General features: G+C 64.3%; 16 protein-coding genes. 9 read left to right on the forward strand and 7 right to left on the reverse strand.

The window, feature by feature from the left end:
* Positions 1-156 precede the first annotated feature (156 nt).
* On the reverse strand, positions 157-1,260 hold the full coding sequence (locus tag XI03_RS11230; protein WP_038948423.1) for an NAD(P)/FAD-dependent oxidoreductase: 1,104 nt from the start codon (positions 1,258-1,260) through the stop codon (positions 157-159).
* Between the two features lie 202 nt (positions 1,261-1,462).
* Here XI03_RS11230 and XI03_RS11235 point away from each other — a divergent pair, with 202 nt between their 5' ends.
* The 5 genes from XI03_RS11235 (at position 1,463) to XI03_RS11255 (ending at position 8,722) form a co-directional block, all read left to right on the forward strand.
* Positions 1,463-4,150 (forward strand): sensor domain-containing protein, encoded by a 2,688-nt coding sequence (locus XI03_RS11235; protein WP_271592175.1) that lies wholly within the window; start codon positions 1,463-1,465, stop codon positions 4,148-4,150.
* 136 nt (positions 4,151-4,286) lie between these two features.
* Positions 4,287-5,747 carry a glycerol-3-phosphate dehydrogenase gene (locus tag XI03_RS11240; protein ID WP_271592191.1) on the forward strand — a complete coding sequence of 487 codons (1,461 nt, stop codon included), beginning with the start codon at positions 4,287-4,289 and terminating at the stop codon, positions 5,745-5,747.
* Between the two features lie 74 nt (positions 5,748-5,821).
* Complete coding sequence (locus tag XI03_RS11245; RefSeq protein ID WP_271592176.1) at positions 5,822-6,994, forward strand: ABC transporter ATP-binding protein; 1,173 nt, start codon at positions 5,822-5,824, stop codon at positions 6,992-6,994.
* Complete coding sequence (locus XI03_RS11250; RefSeq protein ID WP_028140279.1) at positions 6,991-7,905, forward strand: ABC transporter permease; 915 nt, start codon at positions 6,991-6,993, stop codon at positions 7,903-7,905. The genes XI03_RS11245 and XI03_RS11250 overlap by 4 nt, the downstream gene beginning before the upstream one ends.
* A gap of 4 nt (positions 7,906-7,909) precedes the next feature.
* The gene (locus tag XI03_RS11255; RefSeq protein WP_028140278.1) at positions 7,910-8,722 is read left to right on the forward strand and encodes an ABC transporter permease; all 813 of its coding nucleotides are present in this window, start codon (positions 7,910-7,912) and stop codon (positions 8,720-8,722) included.
* On the opposite strand, the gene XI03_RS11260 is transcribed toward XI03_RS11255, so the two are convergent.
* From XI03_RS11260 to XI03_RS11280, 5 genes are all read right to left on the reverse strand, one after another.
* Entirely contained in the window at positions 8,655-9,647 is a 993-nt protein-coding gene (locus XI03_RS11260) for a hypothetical protein (RefSeq protein WP_152102407.1), read from the reverse strand. The two genes, XI03_RS11255 and XI03_RS11260, sit on opposite strands and share 68 nt — an antisense overlap.
* Before the next feature lie 113 nt (positions 9,648-9,760).
* The gene (locus XI03_RS11265; RefSeq protein ID WP_018317827.1) at positions 9,761-10,612 is read right to left on the reverse strand and encodes a carbohydrate ABC transporter permease; all 852 of its coding nucleotides are present in this window, start codon (positions 10,610-10,612) and stop codon (positions 9,761-9,763) included.
* Positions 10,609-11,481, reverse strand: a complete 873-nt coding sequence (locus XI03_RS11270; RefSeq protein WP_028140277.1) for a carbohydrate ABC transporter permease — start codon at positions 11,479-11,481, stop codon at positions 10,609-10,611. The genes XI03_RS11265 and XI03_RS11270 overlap by 4 nt, the downstream gene beginning before the upstream one ends.
* Before the next feature lie 93 nt (positions 11,482-11,574).
* Positions 11,575-12,960 carry an ABC transporter substrate-binding protein gene (locus tag XI03_RS11275; RefSeq protein WP_028140276.1) on the reverse strand — a complete coding sequence of 462 codons (1,386 nt, stop codon included), beginning with the start codon at positions 12,958-12,960 and terminating at the stop codon, positions 11,575-11,577.
* A gap of 229 nt (positions 12,961-13,189) precedes the next feature.
* Positions 13,190-14,170: a LysR family transcriptional regulator gene (locus tag XI03_RS11280; protein WP_271592177.1), complete on the reverse strand. Its 981-nt coding sequence runs from the start codon at positions 14,168-14,170 to the stop codon at positions 13,190-13,192.
* A gap of 118 nt (positions 14,171-14,288) precedes the next feature.
* Here XI03_RS11280 and XI03_RS11285 point away from each other — a divergent pair, with 118 nt between their 5' ends.
* Together XI03_RS11285 and dctA are read left to right on the forward strand one after the other, a co-directional pair.
* Positions 14,289-15,362 carry a 4-oxalomesaconate tautomerase gene (locus XI03_RS11285; RefSeq protein WP_028140275.1) on the forward strand — a complete coding sequence of 358 codons (1,074 nt, stop codon included), beginning with the start codon at positions 14,289-14,291 and terminating at the stop codon, positions 15,360-15,362.
* 68 nt (positions 15,363-15,430) lie between these two features.
* Entirely contained in the window at positions 15,431-16,813 is a 1,383-nt protein-coding gene (gene dctA, locus XI03_RS11290; RefSeq protein WP_271592178.1) for a C4-dicarboxylate transporter DctA, read from the forward strand.
* A 115-nt stretch (positions 16,814-16,928) separates the two neighbouring features.
* Here the strand turns inward: dctA and XI03_RS11295 are convergent, their stop codons facing one another.
* Positions 16,929-18,869, reverse strand: coding sequence for an AsmA family protein (locus XI03_RS11295; RefSeq protein WP_271592192.1), 1,941 nt, complete (start codon positions 18,867-18,869; stop codon positions 16,929-16,931).
* Between the two features lie 272 nt (positions 18,870-19,141).
* Here XI03_RS11295 and XI03_RS11300 point away from each other — a divergent pair, with 272 nt between their 5' ends.
* Together XI03_RS11300 and XI03_RS11305 are read left to right on the forward strand one after the other, a co-directional pair.
* Complete coding sequence (locus XI03_RS11300) at positions 19,142-19,849, forward strand: CoA transferase subunit A (RefSeq protein ID WP_028140272.1); 708 nt, start codon at positions 19,142-19,144, stop codon at positions 19,847-19,849.
* Between the two features lie 18 nt (positions 19,850-19,867).
* Positions 19,868-20,518 (forward strand): 3-oxoacid CoA-transferase subunit B, encoded by a 651-nt coding sequence (locus XI03_RS11305; RefSeq protein ID WP_028140271.1) that lies wholly within the window; start codon positions 19,868-19,870, stop codon positions 20,516-20,518.
* Positions 20,519-20,543: the final 25 nt, after the last annotated feature.

Genomic DNA, 20,543 nt, shown 5'->3' on the forward strand with positions numbered 1-20,543 from the left:
GAGTTGAACATACCCCTATCCCGCAGGGGTGGGAGCTTTTGCGCTCATCCCTGCAACAAAGGTGAGAAACCGTGCAAAGAAGTTTGCGCGGTGTTTGGTTTTTGTCGCAACGCGTTGTCTTGCCGCGAACTGATATCCACGTCGCTCGAAAACGCTTCAGATGTCTGCGAGCTCGGCGACGTGATCTGCGATCGCGAGCGACGACGTCAGTCCTGGCGATTCGATGCCGAACAGATTGATCAGGCCAGCGACGCCGTGATCGCGCGGGCCCTGCATCAGGAAGTCCTGCGTGGCCACCGCGGGCGGTACGATCTTCGGCCGGATACCCGAATAGCTCGGCATCAACGCGCCGTCAGGCAGTGTCGGCCAGTATTTGCGGATCGCCGGGTAGAACCGCTCGGCGCGTGACGGGTCGACCTCGTAGTCGATCGTCTCGATCCACTCGACGTCAGGGCCGAAGCGCGCTTGGCCTGCCATGTCCAGCGTCAGATGCACTCCCAACCCGCCGGGTTCGGGCACCGGGTAGATCAGGCGCGAGAACGGCGCCTTGGCATTGCAGCTGAAGTAATTTCCCTTGGCGAGATAGGCGCGCGGAATTCGGTCCAGCGGCATGCCGTCGATGTTGCGCGCCACATTGGTCGCCGAGAGCCCCGCGGCGTTGACGAGGAGGGCGCATTGCAGCGTCATTGGCGCCTCGCCGCCGGCGTCGATCTCGATCAGGCCGTTCGCCGCCTTGGCGCGGATCAGCGGCGTGTGAAACGCGAACGCCGTGCCGGCTTCCTCGGCTTCGCCGCGCAGCGAGAGCATGTAGGCGTGGCTGTCGATGATGCCCGTCGATGGCGACAGCAGCGCGGCGTCGCAGGCCAGCGCCGGCTCCAGCGCGCGTGCCGCCTCGCCCGTGAGCTGCTGCATGTCGAGCACGCCATTGGCCTCGGCATGCGCCTTGATCGATTGCAGCTTCTCGGTCTCCTGCGGGCTGGTCGCGACGATCAGCTTGCCGCAATTCTTGTGCGGGATGCCGCGCTCGGCGCAGTAGCGGTAGAGCGCGTGCTTGCCGTCGACGCACATGCGCGCCATCCAGCTCCCGGCGCGGTAGTAGATGCCGGCATGGATCACCTCGCTGTTGCGCGAGGAGGTGATGGTGCCGATCGCCTCGGCCTCCTCGAGCACGATGACCTCGCGTCCGGCCTGCGCAAGCTTTCGAGCCACCGCGAGCCCGACCACGCCGGCTCCGATGACGACGCAATCGACCTTATCCATGGTTGTGCAGGAGGTCCGCTGGAGGCGCCGGTGGCATCAGGCCTGGAGAGAATGCCGCGCGGCCGTTTTCCGTTAAGGAAGAATTTATCATGTCAGGGCAATTGCCGTATTTCACGTCACATTTTTCTGTTGCGCGTACAGGCGTTTACCCGATCCAAACGCGTGAAGCCAGACAATCCGACGTTGAAATCGCGGGTGGCTGATGGCTGAGAAGAACTGGCACGAGGGCAGCACGCTTCCGATTGCTGTGCAGGCCGTTGTGTGCCTGGCCGGCACGGTTGCGCCCGCGCGCGCCTTTGCGCTGTCGGATGGCTTCGCCGCGCCGAGCTATCTCGGCCAGCTCGATCCCAACGTGGTCTGGGAAGTCCTGATCGCGGGCATCGTCGTCTGCGCGTTCCTCGGCGCGATCGTACTGTGGATCCATTCCTCGCTGCGCCGGACCAGGCGTCTACAGTTGCGGCGCAACGCCTTCGTCTCCTCCGCCATGAACAATCTCAATCAGGGCGTGGTCATGACGGATGCGCAGCGCCGTATCATCTTCTGCAACGACCGCTATCTCGAGATCTACGGCCTGACGCGGTCGGAACTCTGGGCCAATATGGACGGCCATGAGCTTCTTAAGCTCCGGCGCAAGCGCGGGGTGCTCGGCGGCATCTCCGACGACGAATTCTACGAGAAGGCGGCGAGCCACAACGGCCTGGTCACCGAGCTGCCCGACGGGCGAGCCATCCTGGTGAAGTTTTTCGTGCTGCCGAACGGCGGCTCGGTGGCGACGCATCTGGACGTCAGCGAGCAGCGCAAGCTGTCGCGACAGCTCGCTTCCACCAAGCAATTCCTGGAATCGGTGCTGGACCATGTGCCGGCCTGCGTGGCCGCGAAGAACATCGAGGACGGCTGCTACATCTTCGCCAACAGCGCCTATGAGCGGTTCTGGGGGTTCTCGCGGGATCATGCCGTCGGCAAGAACGCACGCGAGCTGTTTGCGCCGGTCTCGGCAGCCAGTATCGAGGCGACCGACCGGGCGGCGCTCAACTCCCCGGACGGCCAGTTCCGCAACGAGTTCGAGGTCGACCGCGGCGGCGAGCGGCGCATGGTCGCCTCGATTCGGATCGTGGTCCGCAACGAGAGCAACAAGCCCGAGTTTCTGCTGCTGGTGTTCGAGGACATCACCGACCGCCGGTCGCTGTCGCAGGAGCTGGAGAGCACCAAGAAGTTCCTCGAGCTCGTGGTCGACAACATCCCGGTGGCGCTGATCGTCGAGCAGGTCAAGGACGGCCGCTATCTGCTCGCCAATCGCAGCGCGGAGACAATCCTCAACCGCCGGCGCGAGGAGGCCACGGGCCTGACCGCGTCCGACATCTTCAACCCCAAGGAAGCCAAGCTGATCATCGCGCGCGACGAGGCCGCGATCAAGAAACGCGGGATGATCACCGAGGAGCATCCGATCTCCACCAAGGACGGCCTGCGGCTGTTCCTGACCCGCCGCGCCACCGTGCTCGGCGATACCGGCGAGCCGCAATATCTGATCAAGACCCACGAGGACGTCACCGACCGCCGGCAGACCGAGTCGCGCATGGCGCACATGGCCTATCACGACGGCCTCACCGATCTGCCGAACCGCGCCGCCTTCCTTCAGGCGCTGACCCAGATGATCGAGGCCTGCGAAGGCACCGGCGAGGAGTTCGCCGTCCTCTGCGTCGACCTCGACGGCCTCAAGGAGGTCAACGACGTCTTCGGTCATGCGCTCGGCGACAAGCTCCTGATCGAGGTGGCCAAGCGGCTCCAGGACTCCGCCCGTGGCGGCGTGGTGGCGCGCCTGTCCGGCGACGAATTCGGACTGATCATCGACGGCAAGCAGCCGGACGCGGGTCTTGCGCTGGCGCAGCAGATCGGCGACGCCGTCGCGAAGGACTTCCAGATCGACGGCCGGGCGGTCCGCGCCGGCGTCACCACCGGCATGTCGATCTTCCCGCACAATGGCACTGACGGCGCCTCGCTGCTCGCCAATGCCGGTGCGGCGCTGTTCCGCGCCAAGCAGAAGTCGCGCGGCACGATCAGCCTCTTCCAGCCGGAGATGGACCAGCAGATCCGCGACCGCCGCGTGCTGCACCAGGACCTGTCGGTGGCCATCAAGAACGGCGAGCTCTCGCTTGCCTTCCAGCCCCAGGGCGCCGCCGGCCACAGCGTTGCCGAGAGCGAGATCATCGGCTTCGAGGCGCTGGCGCGCTGGCAGCATCCGGTACGCGGCCAGGTCTCGCCGGCCGAATTCATCCCAATCGCCGAGGAGAGCGGTCTGATCGTCGAGATGGGCGAGTGGATCCTGCGCGAGGCCTGCCGCGAGGCGGCGTCCTGGCCGAAGCCGCTCCAGGTCGCGGTCAATCTGTCCCCGGCGCAGTTCATGCACGGCGACGTGGTTGGCCTCGTCCATTCGATCCTGCTCGAGACCGGCCTTGCACCCGGCCGGCTCGAGCTGGAGATCACCGAGGGCGTGTTGATCGAGGACTTCGACCGGGGCCTCGCGCTGCTGCGCCGCCTGAAGGCGCTCGGCGTGCGCATCTCCATGGACGATTTCGGCAGCGGTTACTCCTCGCTGAGCTATCTCCAGGCGTTCCCGTTCGACAAGATCAAGATCGACCGGGCCTTCATCACCAATCTCGGCCGCAATCCGCAATCGGCTGCGATCGTGCGCGCGGTGATCGATCTCGGCCACGGCCTCGAAATGTCGATCATCGCCGAGGGCGTCGAGACGGTCGAGCAACTCGCCTTCCTCGCCAAGGAGGGCTGTGACGGCGTGCAGGGCTATCTGCTCGGCAAGCCCCTGCCGATCGGGAAATATGCCGGGCTCGTCGGCCGCGCTGAAGTCATGGAGCTTGCGCTCAAGACCGGCTAGAGCGTTCGAGCGAAGTGGACGCCGGTTCGCGTCAAGAAAAACCGTCAGAATAAGAATCTAGAGCCCCGTTCCGATTTCATCGGAATGGAATTGGCTCTAGTGATGATGGGGCGCTTTGCTCCCATTCGACGGCTTCATGGCGGATTACGACCTCGCGATCATCGGCGGCGGCCTGAACGGTGTCAGCCTCGCGCGTGATGCGGCAGGCCGCGGCTTGCGGGTGATCCTGTTCGAGCAGGGCGATCTCGGCAGCGCGGCATCGTCGGCGACACCGCGGCTGATCCACGGCGATCTGTCGGTGCTGGAGCGGCGCGGGTTCCGGCGGGTGCGCCGGGCCCTGGCCGAGCGCCGGACCTGGCTCCGGATCGCGCCGCATCTGGTCCGGCCGATGCGCTTCGTGATCCCCGCGCATTCCGACGAGCGGCCGCCATGGCTGCTGCGTGCCGGCCTGTATGTCTATGACGGTCTCACGAACCGGGGCGGCCTGCCGCCCTCGGCCACTCTCGACATCACGCATCATCCGGTCGGCAACGCGCTGAAGCGCCCGTTCGGTACGGCGTTCGAATATTCGGACTGCGTCGTCGATGACTCTCGCCTGGTGGTGCTGACGGCGCTGGATGCCGCTGAGCATGGCGCGGCGATCCGGACTGGTGCGCGTTGCGTCCGTGCGGACAGAACCGACATTTGGCGGCTCGCGGTGGTCGATCGCGGCCACCGCCGCACCATCACGGCGCGGGCACTGGCCAACGCCACCGGCGGCTGGACGCCAATGGTTGCTGAGACCGTGCTGCGGCAGCCGCAGCCCGCGATGGCGGCCACGCAGACGAGCCAGATCATCGTGCCCAGGCTGTTCGATTCCGAGAACGTCTACGTCTTTCAGAACAATGATGGACGGCTGATCTTTGCCCGGCCCTTCGAGCGCGACTTCACGCTGATCGGCACGGTCACGCACGCCTTCACCGGCGATCCCGCAATTGTGGCGATGCCGGGGGCCGACGTCGGCTATCTCTGCGAAGCGGCGAGCCGCTATTTTCGTCAGCGCGTCGCCCCGACCGACGTGGTCCGGACAGTCTCCGGCGTCAACCTGACGCTGGCGTCCCTGCGTGGCCGCGACGGCACGATGCTGTTCCATGCGCGCCAGCGCAAGGCGCCGCTGCTCACCATGTTCGGCGGCGACGTCACCACCTCGCGCCTGCGCGCGGAGTGGGCGGTGACGAAGCTGACGCCGTTCTATCCGATGTCGCCGCCCTGGACTGCCGGCGCCGCGCTGCCCGGCGGAGATTTTGCCTGGGAGCGTTTCGACACCGAAGTCGACCTTGCGCGCGACCGCTGGCGCTTTCTGTCGGAGCCAGAGGCCCAGCGTCTGGTCGGGGCTTATGGGACGCGGTTGTCCGCAGTTCTCGGTGACGCCAGGAGCCGCGACGATCTCGGCCCGGGCTTCGGTCCCGAACTGACCGGCGCCGAGGTCCGCTACCTGATGGCTCGCGAATGGGCCCGCTTCCCCGAGGACGTCCTGTGGCGCCGCTCCAAGCTGGGCTTGACCATGCCTGCGGCGGACCGCGACGCGCTGGCGTCGTTCATGGCGAATGTGATGTGAACGATCTCTCCCGGCACGGTTGAGCTAGGGACGATCGGCGGCTAGCGTGCGGCGGAATCGGGGTTGGCAGGATCATGACGGACGAGTTGCCCAGAACAGGCGCCGCGGCTGATGCGGCCGGCGGAGATGCGCTTCCTGCGGCGGGCCAGCCGCTGCTGCGCATCGAGGGCGTCGCCAAAACCTTTGGCACCTTCCGCGCCGTGGATGGCGTCTCGCTGGACATCAAGGCCGGCGAATTCTTCGCGCTGCTCGGCCCGAGCGGCTGCGGCAAGACCACGCTGCTGCGCATGCTCGCCGGCTTCGAGGCGCCGGACGAGGGGCGCATCCTGCTCGGGGACAAGGACATCGCGCAGGCGCTGCCGCATGAGCGCCCGATCAACATGATGTTCCAGAATTACGCGTTGTTTCCGCATCTGTCGGTGCGCGACAACATCGCCTTCGGCTTGAAGCGCGCCGGCATGGCACGCGCCGACATCGCCGCCCGTGTGGCCGAGATGGTCGCCCTGGTGAAGCTCGAAGGGCTCGAGAAGCGCAAGCCGGATCAGCTCTCCGGCGGCCAGCGCCAGCGCGTCGCGCTTGCCCGCGCACTGGCGCGCCGCCCGCAACTGCTGCTGCTCGACGAGCCGCTCGCGGCGCTCGACAAGAAGCTGCGCGAGAATACGCAAGGCGAGCTGATGGAGCTGCAGCGCCGGCTCGGCATGACCTTCATCGTCGTCACCCACGATCAGGAGGAAGCCATGACGATGGCGAGCCGGATCGGCGTGATGAACACCGGCAGGCTTGCTCAGGTCGCGAGCCCCCGCGAGCTCTATGAAGCTCCGCGCTCGCGCTGGATCGCGGAGTTCGTCGGCGACGTCAATGTGTTCGACGGCGAGACCAGATTGCGCGACGGTCATCGTCTGGTCATTGGTACGCGTGATGCGGGTACGTTGGTGGTGGCCGAGCCGCGCGAACCGGTCGGTGCGGGAAGATTCTCGATTGCGATTCGTCCCGAGAAGATCAAGTTGTCGCGCCGCGCCCCGGTCAGCGAAGCCGGTCGTGAAACCACGATCAACAGCCTGGACGGCGTGATCGCGGACATCTGCTATCTCGGCGGCACCACCACCTATAAAGTGAAGCTCGATACCGGCGGAATCGTACGGGCCTCCGTCGCCAACAGCGCGCGTCTGGACGTCGACGCCTATAGCGTGGGCCAGCAAATCGTCGCCTGGTTCACGCCCGATGATTGCGTGGTGCTGCCGTCATGAGCTCCCGCCGTATCTTCGCGCGTCCGGCGCGCTTTGCCGCGATCGCCCCCTATGTCTGGATGGTGCTGTTCTTCCTGGTGCCGTTCGCGTTCGTGCTCAAGATCAGCCTGTCGCTGACGGCGATCGCGCAGCCGCCTTACGAGCCGGTGTTCGACCTGATGGCGGGGTGGGACGCGCTCAAGGCGGCCTTTGCCGCACTGTCGATCGACAATTTCAAGCTGCTCGTCTCCGACGACATCTATGTGTTCGCCTATGTGCGCAGCCTCACCGTCGCTGTGACCGCGACTGCGCTGCTGCTGCTGATCGGCTATCCCATCGCCTACGGCATGGCGCGACTGCCGAAGAGTTGGCAGGCGGTGGCGATGGTGCTGGTGATCGTGCCGTTCTGGACCTCGTTCCTGATCCGCATCTATGCCTGGATCAACATCCTCCAGCACGACGGGCTGCTGAACCAGATCCTGCTGGCGCTACACCTGGTCAGCCAGCCCCTGGTCTGGCTTTCCACCGACAGCGCGATGTATATCGGCATCGTCTATTCCTATCTGCCCTTCATGATCCTGCCGCTCTACGCCACGCTCGCCAAGATGGAGCCAGCGCTGGAGGAGGCGGCTGGCGATCTCGGCGCGCCGCCGTGGCAGGTGTTCTGGCTCGTCACCTTCCCGCTGTCGCTGCCCGGCGTCGGTGCCGGCGTGCTGCTGTGCTTCATTCCCATCGTCGGCGAATTCGTCATCCCGGACCTTCTGGCCGGCTCCAATTCGCTGATGATCGGCCAGACCCTGTGGCTCGAATTCTTCACCAACAAGGACTGGCCGGTCGCCTCTGCCGCCGCCATCGTGCTGCTGGTGGTGCTGCTGATGCCGCTGCTGCTGTATGAGCGGCTTCAGAAGCGGCAGCTGGAACAGGGGCGCTGACGCCATGCGCAAGGTCTCACGCCTGTCCCGTTTCAACATCGCCTCGCTCGCGCTCGGGCTGGCGTTCCTTTACTTGCCGATCCTCATCCTCGTCATCTATTCCTTCAACGCCTCAAGGCTGGTGACGGTGTGGGGCGGCTGGTCGCTGCGCTGGTATCACGAGTTCTTCAACGACCGCGCCATGATCGAGGCGGCCTGGATGAGTTTTCGCGTCGCGGTCTCCTCCGCGACCATCGCCACGCTGCTCGGCACGCTCGCCGCGGTCGCATTGTCGCGCGGCGAGCGCTTCCGCGGCCGCACGCTGTTCTCCGGCATGCTCTACGCGCCGCTGGTGATGCCCGAGGTGATCACGGGCTTGTCGCTGCTGTTGTTGTTCGTCGCGCTGAACGCCGAGCGCGGCTTCTGGACGGTGACGATCGCGCATACCACGCTGACGATGTGTTTCGTCGCCGTGGTCGTGCAGTCCCGCCTCGGCTCGCTCGACCGTTCGCTGGAGGAGGCGGCGATGGACCTTGGCTGCGACCCGGTCCGCGCCTTTCTTTCGGTGACGCTGCCGTTGATCGCCCCCGCGATCGTCGCAGGCTGGATGCTGGCCTTCACGCTGTCGCTGGACGATCTCGTGATCGCGAGCTTCACGACCGGGCCGGGGTCGGCGACCTTGCCGATCCGGATCTATTCCGAGGTGCGGCTGGGCGTGAAGCCGGAGATCAACGCGATCTGCACGCTGGTGATCGCCCTGATCGCGGTGGTCATCGTGATCGCCTCGCTCGCTTCGAAACTGTCGAGCTCGCAGGGCGAGAGCGCGGCGCCGCTGTAGCCGTTCGTGCAGCGTGCCATCCTCGCGCCGCGCCCTGCACCGCCGCCCCGAGCTGCCGCAGCGCCAGGGCGTCGAGCGGAAATTCCAGCAGGATATGGATCAGGCTCAGCGCCAGCAGGAAGGTGAAACCGAACGCGTAGTCGTAGAAGTAGAGCGCGGTGGAGGCTGCGCTGGCGGCGGCCATCGCCGCCAGCCGCGCCTTCGGGACTGCGGTCCAGCGGATGACGTCGGCTTTGATGAACCAGTTGAGGTAATGATAGGTATAGACGAAGGCGAGCAGGCTCGTCAGCCTGGTGTCGAGGACGAGACCGGGTACGCCGAACAGCCGGCTGAGCGCCGGGCCGACATTGCCGAAATAATCCTGTCCAACCCGGGCAAAGCTTGCGATCCGGACTTCGGCGGTTGGCGGCAGCAGCAGGATCGTAGCAATCGCGACGAGGTAGACAGCCACCAGCGCAGCCTGGACGCGGCTGCCGGATCGGTGCGCGCCGAGCACCATGAAGATCAGCGTGAACAGCGAGACGTGGATCAGGGTCGGAATCAGGATGCCGATGACCGCGAGCGAAGACCCGCTCGAATACATGATCGCGGACAGGGCGAGTGCCGTCATGAACAGCAGCATGCTCTCGATCGCCGAGGTGGTGGCCGCGAGCATGGCGCAGACGATCAGCGCGCCCCACATCGCAAAGCCGAACCAGGAGGCGTTGTCGATCAGGGCCGCGACCACGGCGATGATTGCGAGGGCTGCCGCAATCCCGCGATGTGGCAGGTAGTAGCTGCGGTCGTGCAGCCACGAAATCTCGGTGAAGTAGTGCGCCGGGCCCAGCACGACATAAGCCAGCAGGAGCAGTTCGAACGGCATCAGATAGGCCGCCGCGAGCGCCAGCAGCATCAGGCCGAGATGGATCGCGTCGTTGCTGCGCATGATGCCGTGCCCTGCATTGGGGCACGGAGGTTAGAGCAGGCGTGGACAACCCGCAATTGTCCACGTTGTCGCTCGAACGTCCTGCTTGCGGCGACCCGATGCGTCCTGTCGCGTCAGGACTTCACCGCACCTGCCGTGAGCCCGCCCACCATGTAGCGGCGGAAGGCATAGTAGATCGCGGCCGGCGGCAATGCGTAGATGAAGCCGGTCGTCATCAACAGCTCCCACGGCGAGTCGTCGGCGGCGAGGAAGTTGCCGAGCGCGACGGGGAGGGTGATCTCGCGGTCGTTCGAGAGCAGCAGGAACGCGTAGAGATATTCGTTCCAGGCCAGCAGCACCGCATAAGTGCCGATCGCGACCAGCGAGGGCATCATCAGCGGCAGGTAGACCAGGCGGAAGATCTGGAGGGTCGTCGCACCGTCCATCACGGCGGCTTCGTCCAATTCGACGGGCAGCTTGTCGGAGGCCTGCTTGAGCACCCAGATCGCGTAAGGGCTGGCGATGGTCACCATCGCCAGGATCAGCGACCAGTGATTGTTGAGCAGGCCGTAATTGCCCATGGTGCGGTACATCGGCACGGCAAGGAACGCCGCCGGGATGAAATAGGTGAACAGCGCGAGATTCATCACGACCCGCCCGCCGGGCACCTTCAGCCGCGAGATCGAGAATGCCGCGGCGGTGGCGATGAACAGCGTCAGCACGCCGACGGATGCCGCGATCACCAGCGAGTTCCAGAACTGTATGTAGAAGTCGCGCAGGAAGTAGTGCTGTTGCTTGAACACGATTTCGAAGTTGTGCAGCGTCGGATGGTCCGGCCACAGCTTGCCGGAGAATGCGTCCTCCTTCGGCGAGATCGCGAACAGGAACATGTGGTAGATCGGAATCATCGTCCAGAGGAAGACGGGAATGCCGATCAGCAGCAACCGCGCTTCGGTTGCGACTTCGCGCAGGGTGGGGAGCTTCATCGCGACAACCGTTTCATCATGAAGTACACGAGCGGCAGGACGAACGGCATTGCGCAGACGATCGATGCCATGGCCAGGCTGAGCTGGTCGAGCCGGAGATAGCGGATGCCGAGGGTCGACAGCACATGCGTGAGGTCGGCCGGGCCACCGCCGGTGAGCAGATAGACGCTGTTGAAGTCGCCGAGCGTCCAGATCATCGAGAGCAGCGTGCAGGTGACGTAGAGCGTCTGCATCGACGGCCAGGTGATGTAGCGGAATTTCTGCCACCAGCTCGCACCGTCGACCTCGGCGGCCTCGAACAGATCGTGCGAGATCGCAAGGCGGCCGGTGATCAGGATCAGCGTCCAGAACGGCAGCGACTTCCAGATGTGCACCGCGATCGCCATGCTGAGCGCCACGGTGGGGTCGTTGAGCCAGTTCGGGCCGTCATCGCCGGTCAGGGAGAAGATGAGGTGATTGACCATGCCCCATTCGGGATTGAGCATGAACCGAACCGACAGGATGGTCGGGATCGACGGCACCGCCCAGGGCAGGATGAAGATCACCGAGAGCCATTTGATCCAGGGGCGCTGCACCGCGAAGAAGCCGGACAGGAACAGCGCGATCAGCATCTTGATGTTGATGCCGATGACCAGGAAGATCAGCGTGTTGACCGCGGCGCGCGCGAAGATCGGATCGTTGTAGAGCGCGACATAATTCGACGGGGCCCGCGCCAGCCACAGCCCGTAGCCGACGGGGTAGACCACGAAGGCAAGGAAAACGAGCAGATAGGGCGCAAGCAGCACGATGCCCCAGACCTGCGGCGGGGTCAGCCGCGACGACAGGGGCGGGCCGGGGAGTGCCTGATCGCCAGAGAGCGTGATCGCCATTCTTTTCGGACTCTTCAAAGAGATGCCGGCCGCGAAACGCGGCCGGTGTTGTTCTAGCACCTCTCCCCGCGAGGCGGGGAGAGGCAGGATGATTTAACCCGCGACCTGCTTGATGCGGGCGATCAGTTCGTCGACGGCCTTGTCGACCGGAACCTTCTCGCTGACGACGCGGTTCATCGCCTTCGCCCACACGTTCTCGTTGTTGAGGATCGTGAACTTCCAGTTTTTGGTGAAGTCGAACGCCGCGGTGCCGCCCTTGAACTGCGTGTAGACGGCCTTGCGGTGCTTGTCAGCCTGCCAGAACGGGCTTTCCTGGCTTTCCTTCGTCACCGGGAACCAGCGGCCGAGCGCGCCCTCGATGTAGGGGCGGACGTTCTCTTCCTGGAGCAGGAAGCTGATGAACTGCTTGGCCTCGGCCTTGTTCTTGGCCGCGGTGAAGACCAGTCCGGTCTTGACGTCGGAGCGGTAGCGGATGGTCGAACCATCCGGCGCCTTCGGGAAGGACGCCGTCACGATGTCCTGCTCGTAGGCCTTCTTGCCGGCTTCGCGCTGTTCGGGCGTGAGCGCCTGGTTCTGGGAGTCCTCGAACCACTTCGCGGCGATCGAGATCGTGAAATTGTGGGTCATCACGATGGTCTTGTTGTGGAACGCGACGTTGTTGTCGGGATCCTTCCAGGTCGTGGAGGATGGCGGCGTGCAACCCTTGATGTAGGTGTCGGTGTAATCCTTCATCGCCTTGATCAGGTTCTCGCGAACCGTGGGATCGTCGACCGTGAGCTTGCCGTCGTCATCGACCAGCTTGACGTGGTAGGCGTCCATGAAGGTGTAGAACGACTGGAAGGCGTCGGTGGATTCCACGCCCATCGGCTGGCCGACGGCATAGATGCGCTGGCCGGTGGCCTTGCGGATCCCCGGCTGCACCTTGTCGCACCAGAACGTCCAGTAGCCCGTCCAGTCGTTCGGGATATCGGCGAGCTTGAAGCCGGACTTCTCCAGCATGTCGTTCCAGATCTGAACGTGCATGCTCTGCTGCTTCAGCGGGAAGCCGTAATAGGCCTTCTTCTTGGTGACGTCGTTATAGAGGATCGACGCATCCAGCGTGTTCTGCACGAACCGCCCCTTGATCGGCTCCATCACGTCGGAGAGATCCTCAAGCTTGCCTTCATAGGCCCACTTGCCCTGCGCCTGGACGTCATAAGAGTCGGAATAGGCGACATCGGGCACGGTGCCGGCATCGAGCGCGGCGACCGTCTTCGGAATCATGTCCTGGATCGCGTATTGCGACAATTCGACCTTGATGCCGGTCTTGGCTTCGAACTTCTTGATCGTCTCGATCAGTGCGTCGTCTTCGGAGCGATAGAAGCCCTTGCCCCACCAGACCGTGATCGTCTTCTGCTGCGCAAATGCGGGTGCAGCGGCTGCAAACAGCCCGGCCGCAGCGACCGCCAGTGATACTGCGCCAATAACCTTGGATTTCACGTTTTTCTCCCTCAAACGGCCGGTGTTTTTAACCGGTCGTATAAAACACTAGCGCATGGCGTTAGCTCGATCTAGCGGCATGTTGTCAGACATAGGTCGCGGGGATGGGCCTTGCGGAGATCCTTAACGCGTGCATCGATCCAATCACCGCATCAATTCGCCCTGATCAATTCGCGCCTTCCGAGGAACTCCAGTTTGGGGAACGGTCTCGTCCCGCTCGGGCGAGCCGTCAGCGTTTCCGCTTTAGACCCGTCGATATCGTGTTCGAACTTGCCTCAGCGGATCGGGGCCGCGGCTTGCCATGCCCGCCGGCTCGAGAAGGAGAGCGCCATGCCTCGAGGAGCATCTTCAAAAACTGGCTGGCATGCGGCGATAGCGTCGCTCCGCGCCTGCGCACGATTCCGATCGTCCGCGACACTTCCGGCTCGATCAGCCGAACGGTGTGAATAATCGGATGACCGGCGGCGGGCGTCGCGAGCCTCGGCAGCACAGCGATGCCCAATCCCTCTTCGACCAGGCCAAGCGAGCCGGAGAGGTGGGCGACTTCATAAGACCAGTTCAGCTGCAGGCCATGCCGCGCCAGCGCATTGTCGATCAACGCGCGATTGCCGCTGTTGCGACCGACGGTGATGACCCGGTGCGACACGATCTCCGACCAGCTCACCTGCTTGCGCGAAGCCAGCGGATGGTCATGACGGCAGGCCAGGACGAACGGGTCCTCAACCAATTTCTCGAATTCGATTTCGGCATGCGAAGCGCCGATGAAATTGATGCCGAAGTCGGCTTCTCCGCGCGCAACCGCTTCCAACCCCTCATTGGCGCCGATATCCAGAATGCGGATGCGGATGCGCGGATACGCTTCGGCGAACCGGCCGATCGCTCGCGGAAGAAAATAGAACACCGCTGTCGGCACCGCAGCCACGGAGACCAAACCCGAACTTCGCGCGCCGATATCATGGATGGCGAGCACCGAGGTCTCGAACTCGTCGATGAGACGGCGGACCTTCGGCAGGAAGTCGCGGCCCGTCATGGTGAGATTGACGTGGCGCGTGGACCGTTCGAGCAGCGGCGCTCCGAGACTTTCCTCCAGCTTCTGAATGCGCCGGCTGAGCGCCGGCTGGGACAGATTGAGCGCCTTCGCGGTCCGGACGAAGCTGCCCATCTCCGCGACGGTGATGAATGCCTTGAGGTCGAGCAGTTCTGCGTTCATGGCAGGGCTCCATTATGTCGATTGACGAAATAATACCTCAGATATTTGCATTTCACAAAAGAGTTCGGAGGGAGGATGCTCTGGTTCAGGCGAGCATGTCGCCGAACGGAAGAACATCATGAACGATCAGATTGCCATTCCCTGTGTGGTCATGCGCGGTGGGACCTCGCGCGGACCGTTTTTCCTGGCCCGCGACCTTCCTGCCGATCCCAACGCGCGCGACGCGGTCCTGTTGTCGGTAATGGGAGGTGGGCACGATCTCGGAATCGATGGAATCGGCGGCGGCAATGCCGTGATCAACAAGGTCGCGATCATCGGACCGGCAACGGTGCCCGACGCCGATGTCGACTACCTGTTTGCCCAGGTGCGCGTTCGCGAAGGGATCGTCGATACCTCGCCGAACTGCGGAAACATGCTGGCGGCGGTCGGGCCGTTCGCAATCGAAGCTGGCCTGGTCGCCGCTACCGCAGATCGCACCCATGTGCGTATCCATAACGTCAACACCGGTAAGCTGATCGATGCGACGGTCGCCACTCCCGGAGGACGGGTGACCTATGAGGGCGGGGCGCGGATCGACGGGGTACCGGGAACGGCCGCGCCCATCGAACTGTCGTTCCCCAACGCGGCCGGCGCACGCACCGGTCGCCTGTTGCCGACAGGACGTCCGGTCGACCGTATCGGAGGGATCGACGTGACCTGCATCGACGCAGCCATGCCCGTCATGCTGGTCCGCGCGGCAGATCTCGGATGGACCGGCCGCGAGGCCCCTCCGGCCTTCGCCGACGGCGCCTTCCGCGGGCGGCTCGAACATTTGCGCATCGAGGCTGGACGCCGGATGGGTTTTCCGGATTCCGCGTCAATGGTGATTCCGAAGCCGGTTCTGATCGCGCCTGCAAGCGGGGCGGCGTTGAACGTCAGGTACTTCATGCCGCACGACTGCCATAGCGCGCTGGCGGTGACCGGTGCCGTCGCGATCGCGACCGCCTGTGTGACGCCCGGGACGATCGCCGCAGAGATGGTTGGATTGCTTGCACCTCCGGTGCCGATCACGCTCGCCCATCCCTCCGGCCAGCTCGTGGTTCGGCTGGAGCCCGGCCCGGTTGCCCGGGTGCAGCGGACAGCCCGGCGAATTCTCGAGGGCCATGTCTTCGCCCGTCGATCGCACGTCCCTCATTCCGTCCTGGCAGCCTGAAGCCGGACCGCTTTCAAAGCCTTCAAAAATCAGAGCCATGAAAAATCAGAGCCATGGGAGAAACGAGAATGCAGAAGCAAGCGCTGGTCGGGCCCGCGAACGGTGAGACGCGAAAGCCATTCTACCGGATCCTCTACGTCCAGGTGCTGATCGGTCTCATGTTGGGCGTCCTCACCGGCCATCTCTGGCCTGAGTTCGGTGCCGCGCTGAAGCCCTTCGGCGACGGCTTCGTGAAGCTGGTCAAGATGATGATCGCGCCGATCGTGTTCTGCACCATCGTCAGCGGCATCAACAGCATCAGCGATTCCCGCGAGGTCGGCCGCACGCTGGTGAAATCCATGGCGCTGTTCTACCTGCTGACCGTGCTCGCACTGCTGGCCGGGCTGGTCGCCGTGTTGCTGATCCAGCCGGGCGTCGGCATGCATGTGTCCGTCAGCACGCTGGATCCGTCGGTGGCCGCGAAATTCACCAAGCAGGCGAGTGCGACCGGATTTGCGGACTTCATGCTGCACATCATCCCGCATTCCTTCTTTGGCGCGTTTGCCGACGGCGAAGTGCTGCCGGTCCTGCTGGTCTCCATTCTGATCGCCTTTGGCCTGAGCCGTGCCGGCGATGGGGGCGCGGTGGTTACGAAGGCGGTCGATTCCTTCTCTCAGGTCCTGTTTGTGTCCTTTGGCTTCGTCATGAAGCTCGCTCCGCTCGGCGCCTTTGGCGCCATGGCGTTCACGGTGGGCCGCTACGGCATTCGATCGATTGGCTCGCTCGGACTGCTGATCCTGACATTCTATATCGCCTGCTCCGTCTTCGTGGTCGTCGTGCTCGGCACGCTGGCGCGGCTGAACGGCTTCAGCCTGTGGAAGACCATTCGCTACTTCAAGGAAGAGCTGCTGATCGTGCTCGGCACATCATCGTCGGAACCGGCGCTGCCGGGAGCGCTGCGCAAGCTGGAGCAGCTCGGATGCCGGAAAGGCGTGTCCGGCCTCGTGTTGCCGATGGGCTATTCCTTCAATCTGGACGGCAGCGCCATCTATCTCACCCTGGCCTCCATCTTCATCGCGCAGGCCTGCGACATCCACCTGTCGTGGGGGCAGATTGCGGCGATGCTCGGACTGATGCTGCTGACGTCCAAAGGCGCGGCTGGCGTCACCGGCAGCGGCTTCGTGGCGCTTGTCGCGACCCTCTCCGTCATGCCGGATCTGCCCGTGACCGGCGTGGCGCTGCTTGTCGGCATCGACCGTTTCATGTCGGAAGCGCGGGCGCTGACCAGCATGATCAGCAACTGCGTCGCAGCCATTACCGTTTCGCTGTGGGAGGACGCCTGTGACCGCGAGGTGTTGGCTCGCGAACTGGGAGGAAGCGGCGCTCTCAAGGTCGCCGGATCGAAGATCGGTGGAGGAGCAGTGCTGCAGGGGGACAAGGCCTGGATTTCGACGACGCAATCGGCCGCTTAACGCCGCCTCCGGGATGCAATCGGCCGCACTGCTCGATTTGGATTTGGCAAGTCGCTGGCATGTCGAGCTTGTTGAACTCGGGCTACCGAAATCCGCGAAGGCTGCGTTGATCAGCCTAGTTGGATTTGGCGTTTTCCTTCGCGTTCTCTTTGGCGTTCTCCGCCGTCGGCGATTCCGCCGGTGGAGGACGCTTTCCGCTGCCGGTGATGCGCTCGATCGCGGAGCGCACGGCGTCGCCCCCCTTGCGATCCTTCAGCATGTCGAGCAGCGGCGCGGAGGCCGGCGAGCGGCGGATCAGGCTTTCCGGATCGGGGAAGATCAGGGGATCGTCCCAGGGGCCCTGCACCACGAATGGCAATTCGAATCCCGACGTGCTGTTGAGGCTCGCCACGCCCTTCATGTCGTATTCGCGCGTCGGCACCGAGGCGGTGCCGGTGAGCGTAATCTTCGCCGCCGGCCCTTCGACACGGATGTCTTCGGCGGTCGCGACCCCATCGGAGAATTTCACGGCGATGGTGAGATTGTTGTACGGCGTCGAACCGTTGCGGAAATTGCCGCCGCCGGACAGCGGCCTCCGCTCCAGGCGTTTCAGCAGCTGCTCGGCATTGAAGCCCGAGATCGCGCCGTCATGACCGGTGACGGTGGCGCTGCCGTCGAGCGACTGCACGAGGCCGAACGGGCTCGAGCCCGAGGCGAAGAGCGACACGTTGATGTTGCCGCGGCCGGATAGCTTGCTGAGGCCGAACAGTTCGGTGGCGCAGGCCTGGAGATCGACGTCGGTGAACTGGAATTGCGCCTTGATGTCGGCGACGGTGTCGGAGCGCGCGATGCCGAACGAGCCCTTGGCGATGCCGCCATAGACCTGCGCCTCGCCGACCGAGAGCGCCAGCGTGCCGTTGCGCAAATTGGCGCCGATCGCGGTGCGGCCGAGCCTGGTCGGCCCCACCGTCAGCTTTGCTGCCGACAGGCGCATGTCGAGGTCGGTCGTCGACAATCCGTTGAGATCGAACAGCTGCCTGTTCCAGTCCCGCGCGCCGCTCGCGAGCAGGCGGAAGGTGGAGATATAAGGTGTGAAGTCGAGCGCGTCGGCGGCAAGCGTCGCCTGCAGCGTCTGCCGGCCGTTATTGGCGTAGGTCATGACGCCCTCGGCGGCGTTGCCGTCGAGCTCGACATTGACGTTGGTGAGCGCGATCGAGGCGCCGACGACGTTGGCGCGCGCCTTCAGCACGAAGCGGCCGAAGCCGCCGCTGGCGGGTTGCGGCTGCCCGGTCCAGCGCAGCGCGTTGCGCAAGGACGGGCTGTCGATCGTCAGCGTGCCTTCCATCATCGGGCTGGTGCGGTTGGCAACGCTGCCGTCGAAGGCGAGCTTGAGCGGCGCACTGGCGATCCGCGCCTTCAACCCCGAGCGCTCGCCGGAGAGGGCGGCGACGAAATCGGAAAAGCTGATCGAGCCGTCGACACGCTCGCCACGCCAGTCGAACTGTCCGGTCGCGGCGAAGGAGCGCGAGATCGAAGGCCAGGCCAGCGACAGGTCGATGTCCGCGAACTTCTCGGTGCCGTGCGTGGCGGCGTCCTCGTAGTCGAGCACGCCGTCCTGGATCCGGATTTCGGAGAACGAGACCTGGTTCTCGGCGCCGGGCTTCATGGTGCGCGCGATGGTCTGGATGAAGGGCGTCCAGTTGCTCTGGCCGTCCGGCTTCAGGCTGACATGGATGCGGGGCCGCAGCAGCGTCAGGTCGGCGATCTCGAACCGTTGCAGCAGCAAAGGCAGCAGCCGCAGATTGGCGGTGAGCACGTCGACCTGGAGTGCGGGATCGCTGGTGCCGCCGCCCTTGAGGCCGACGTCGCGGAAGGAGATGTAGCTCGCCGGCAGCACCGAGATGTCGATTGCGCCCGCGACGCTGAGCTCGAGCCCGGTGACGTCACGGATCTGCGCTTCGACCGCCTTGCGCAGCGCGTCGCGGTTGATGAGCCATGAGGTCGCGATCAGGGCGATCAGCGCGACGCCGAGCAGCGCCGCGATCGGCGTCCCGAGGCGCTTCATTCCTTGGGCCATGGTCAATGGCATGTCCTGATCGGGTTGGTCGTTGGAGCCAGGAGGGCGGGTCGGGAAACCTGCGTGCCCACGCCCAACCCCCGCAACTTGATGGTTTTTCTTGTCGCTTTCAAGGCCGCGGACGGTTCTGCCCACGGTGTGGGCAGCTTCTATCACCCGGGCGCGGTGCGGAGAACCCCGTATCATTGACGGCTTTGGAGGATTTCGCCTAATAATCGCCGCCAACAGGGCGCGCCGCCTCCAAGCCGAAGGTTCAGTCGAAGGTTATTTGCATGAACAAGGTCTATCCCGACGCGAAGTCGGCTCTCAACGGCATTTTGAAAGACAACATGATGATCATGTCGGGAGGCTTCGGCCTCTGCGGCATCGCCGAGGAGCTCTCGGATGCGATCCGCGAGTCCGGCGTCAAGGGCCTGACGGTGGTCTCCAACAATGCCGGCGTCGACGGCATCGGGCTCAGCCGCCTTTTGGAAACCCGGCAGATCAAGAAGATGATCTCGTCCTATGTTGGCGAGAACAAGCTGTTCGCCCAGCAATTCCTCGCCGGCGAGCTGGAACTCGAATTCAATCCACAGGGCACGCTCGCCGAGCGCATCCGCGCCGGCGGCGCCGGCATCCCGGCCTTCTACACCAAGACCGGCGTCGGCACGCTGATCGCCGAAGGCAAGGAAGTGAAGGAGTTCGACGGCGAGAAGTATCTGATGGAGCGCGGCCTGTTCGCCGACCTCGCCATCGTGCATGCCTGGAAGGGCGACACCGCCGGCAACCTGATCTACCGCAAGACCGCGCGCAATTTTAACCCGATGATGGCAACCGCCGCCAAGATCACCGTCGCCGAGGTCGAGCATCTGGTTCCGGCCGGTGAACTCAATCCCGACCACATCCACACGCCCGGCATCTTCGTGAAGCGCATCGTCGAGGTCGGCACGGCCAAGAAGCGCATCGAATTCCGCAACACCCGCCCGCGTACCGCCGCTTAAGCGTATCAGGAGACACACATGGCCTGGACCCGTGAACAGATGGCCGCGCGCGCCGCAAAGGAATTGCGTGACGGCTACTACGTCAATCTCGGCATCGGCATCCCGACGCTGGTTTCGAACTTCATCCCCGATGGGGTCGATGTCAGCCTGCAGAGCGAGAACGGCATGCTCGGCATGGGCCCGTTCCCCTATGAAGACGAGGTGGACGCGGACCTGATCAACGCCGGCAAGCAGACGGTGAGCGAGCTGCCCTCGACCTCGTATTTCTCGAGCGCGGATTCCTTCGGGATGATCCGCGGCGGCCACATGGACCTGTCGATCCTCGGCGCCATGCAGGTGGCCCAGAACGGCGATCTCGCCAACTGGATGATCCCCGGCAAGATGGTCAAGGGCATGGGCGGCGCGATGGACCTCGTCGCCGGCGTCAAGCGCGTCGTCGTGGTGATGGAGCATTCGGCCAAGGACGGCTCCAAGCTCCTGAAGAAGTGCAATCTGCCGCTGACCGGCGAGCGCGTGGTCGACATGGTCGTCACGGATCTGGCGGTCTTCACCATCGACAAGCACGGCGACGGCGGCATGGCCCTGATCGAGCTCGCCGACGGCGTCTCGCTCGACGAGGTCAAGGCGAAGACCGAAGCCGAGTTTCGCGTGGCGCTGAAGAACAGCTGAGTTAGCGATCCGCGAATAATGGGAA

This window comes from Bradyrhizobium sp. CCBAU 65884 (genome assembly GCF_028128835.1).
GTDB classification, from domain to species: domain Bacteria; phylum Pseudomonadota; class Alphaproteobacteria; order Rhizobiales; family Xanthobacteraceae; genus Bradyrhizobium; species Bradyrhizobium ottawaense.

Bases quoted from the DNA above. Each gene is read 5' to 3' on its own strand.
- XI03_RS11230 (WP_038948423.1), bottom strand. From the start codon at position 1,260: ATGGATAAGGTCGATTGCGTCGTCATCGGAGCCGGCGTGGTCGGGCTC.
- XI03_RS11235 (WP_271592175.1), top strand. From the start codon at position 1,463: ATGGCTGAGAAGAACTGGCACGAGGGCAGCACGCTTCCGATTGCTGTG.
- XI03_RS11240 (WP_271592191.1), top strand. From the start codon at position 4,287: ATGGCGGATTACGACCTCGCGATCATCGGCGGCGGCCTGAACGGTGTC.
- XI03_RS11245 (WP_271592176.1), top strand. From the start codon at position 5,822: ATGACGGACGAGTTGCCCAGAACAGGCGCCGCGGCTGATGCGGCCGGC.
- XI03_RS11250 (WP_028140279.1), top strand. From the start codon at position 6,991: ATGAGCTCCCGCCGTATCTTCGCGCGTCCGGCGCGCTTTGCCGCGATC.
- XI03_RS11255 (WP_028140278.1), top strand. From the start codon at position 7,910: ATGCGCAAGGTCTCACGCCTGTCCCGTTTCAACATCGCCTCGCTCGCG.
- XI03_RS11260 (WP_152102407.1), bottom strand. From the start codon at position 9,647: ATGCGCAGCAACGACGCGATCCATCTCGGCCTGATGCTGCTGGCGCTC.
- XI03_RS11265 (WP_018317827.1), bottom strand. From the start codon at position 10,612: ATGAAGCTCCCCACCCTGCGCGAAGTCGCAACCGAAGCGCGGTTGCTG.
- XI03_RS11270 (WP_028140277.1), bottom strand. From the start codon at position 11,481: ATGGCGATCACGCTCTCTGGCGATCAGGCACTCCCCGGCCCGCCCCTG.
- XI03_RS11280 (WP_271592177.1), bottom strand. From the start codon at position 14,170: ATGAACGCAGAACTGCTCGACCTCAAGGCATTCATCACCGTCGCGGAG.
- XI03_RS11285 (WP_028140275.1), top strand. From the start codon at position 14,289: ATGAACGATCAGATTGCCATTCCCTGTGTGGTCATGCGCGGTGGGACC.
- dctA (WP_271592178.1), top strand. From the start codon at position 15,431: ATGCAGAAGCAAGCGCTGGTCGGGCCCGCGAACGGTGAGACGCGAAAG.
- XI03_RS11295 (WP_271592192.1), bottom strand. From the start codon at position 18,869: ATGGCCCAAGGAATGAAGCGCCTCGGGACGCCGATCGCGGCGCTGCTC.
- XI03_RS11300 (WP_028140272.1), top strand. From the start codon at position 19,142: ATGAACAAGGTCTATCCCGACGCGAAGTCGGCTCTCAACGGCATTTTG.
- XI03_RS11305 (WP_028140271.1), top strand. From the start codon at position 19,868: ATGGCCTGGACCCGTGAACAGATGGCCGCGCGCGCCGCAAAGGAATTG.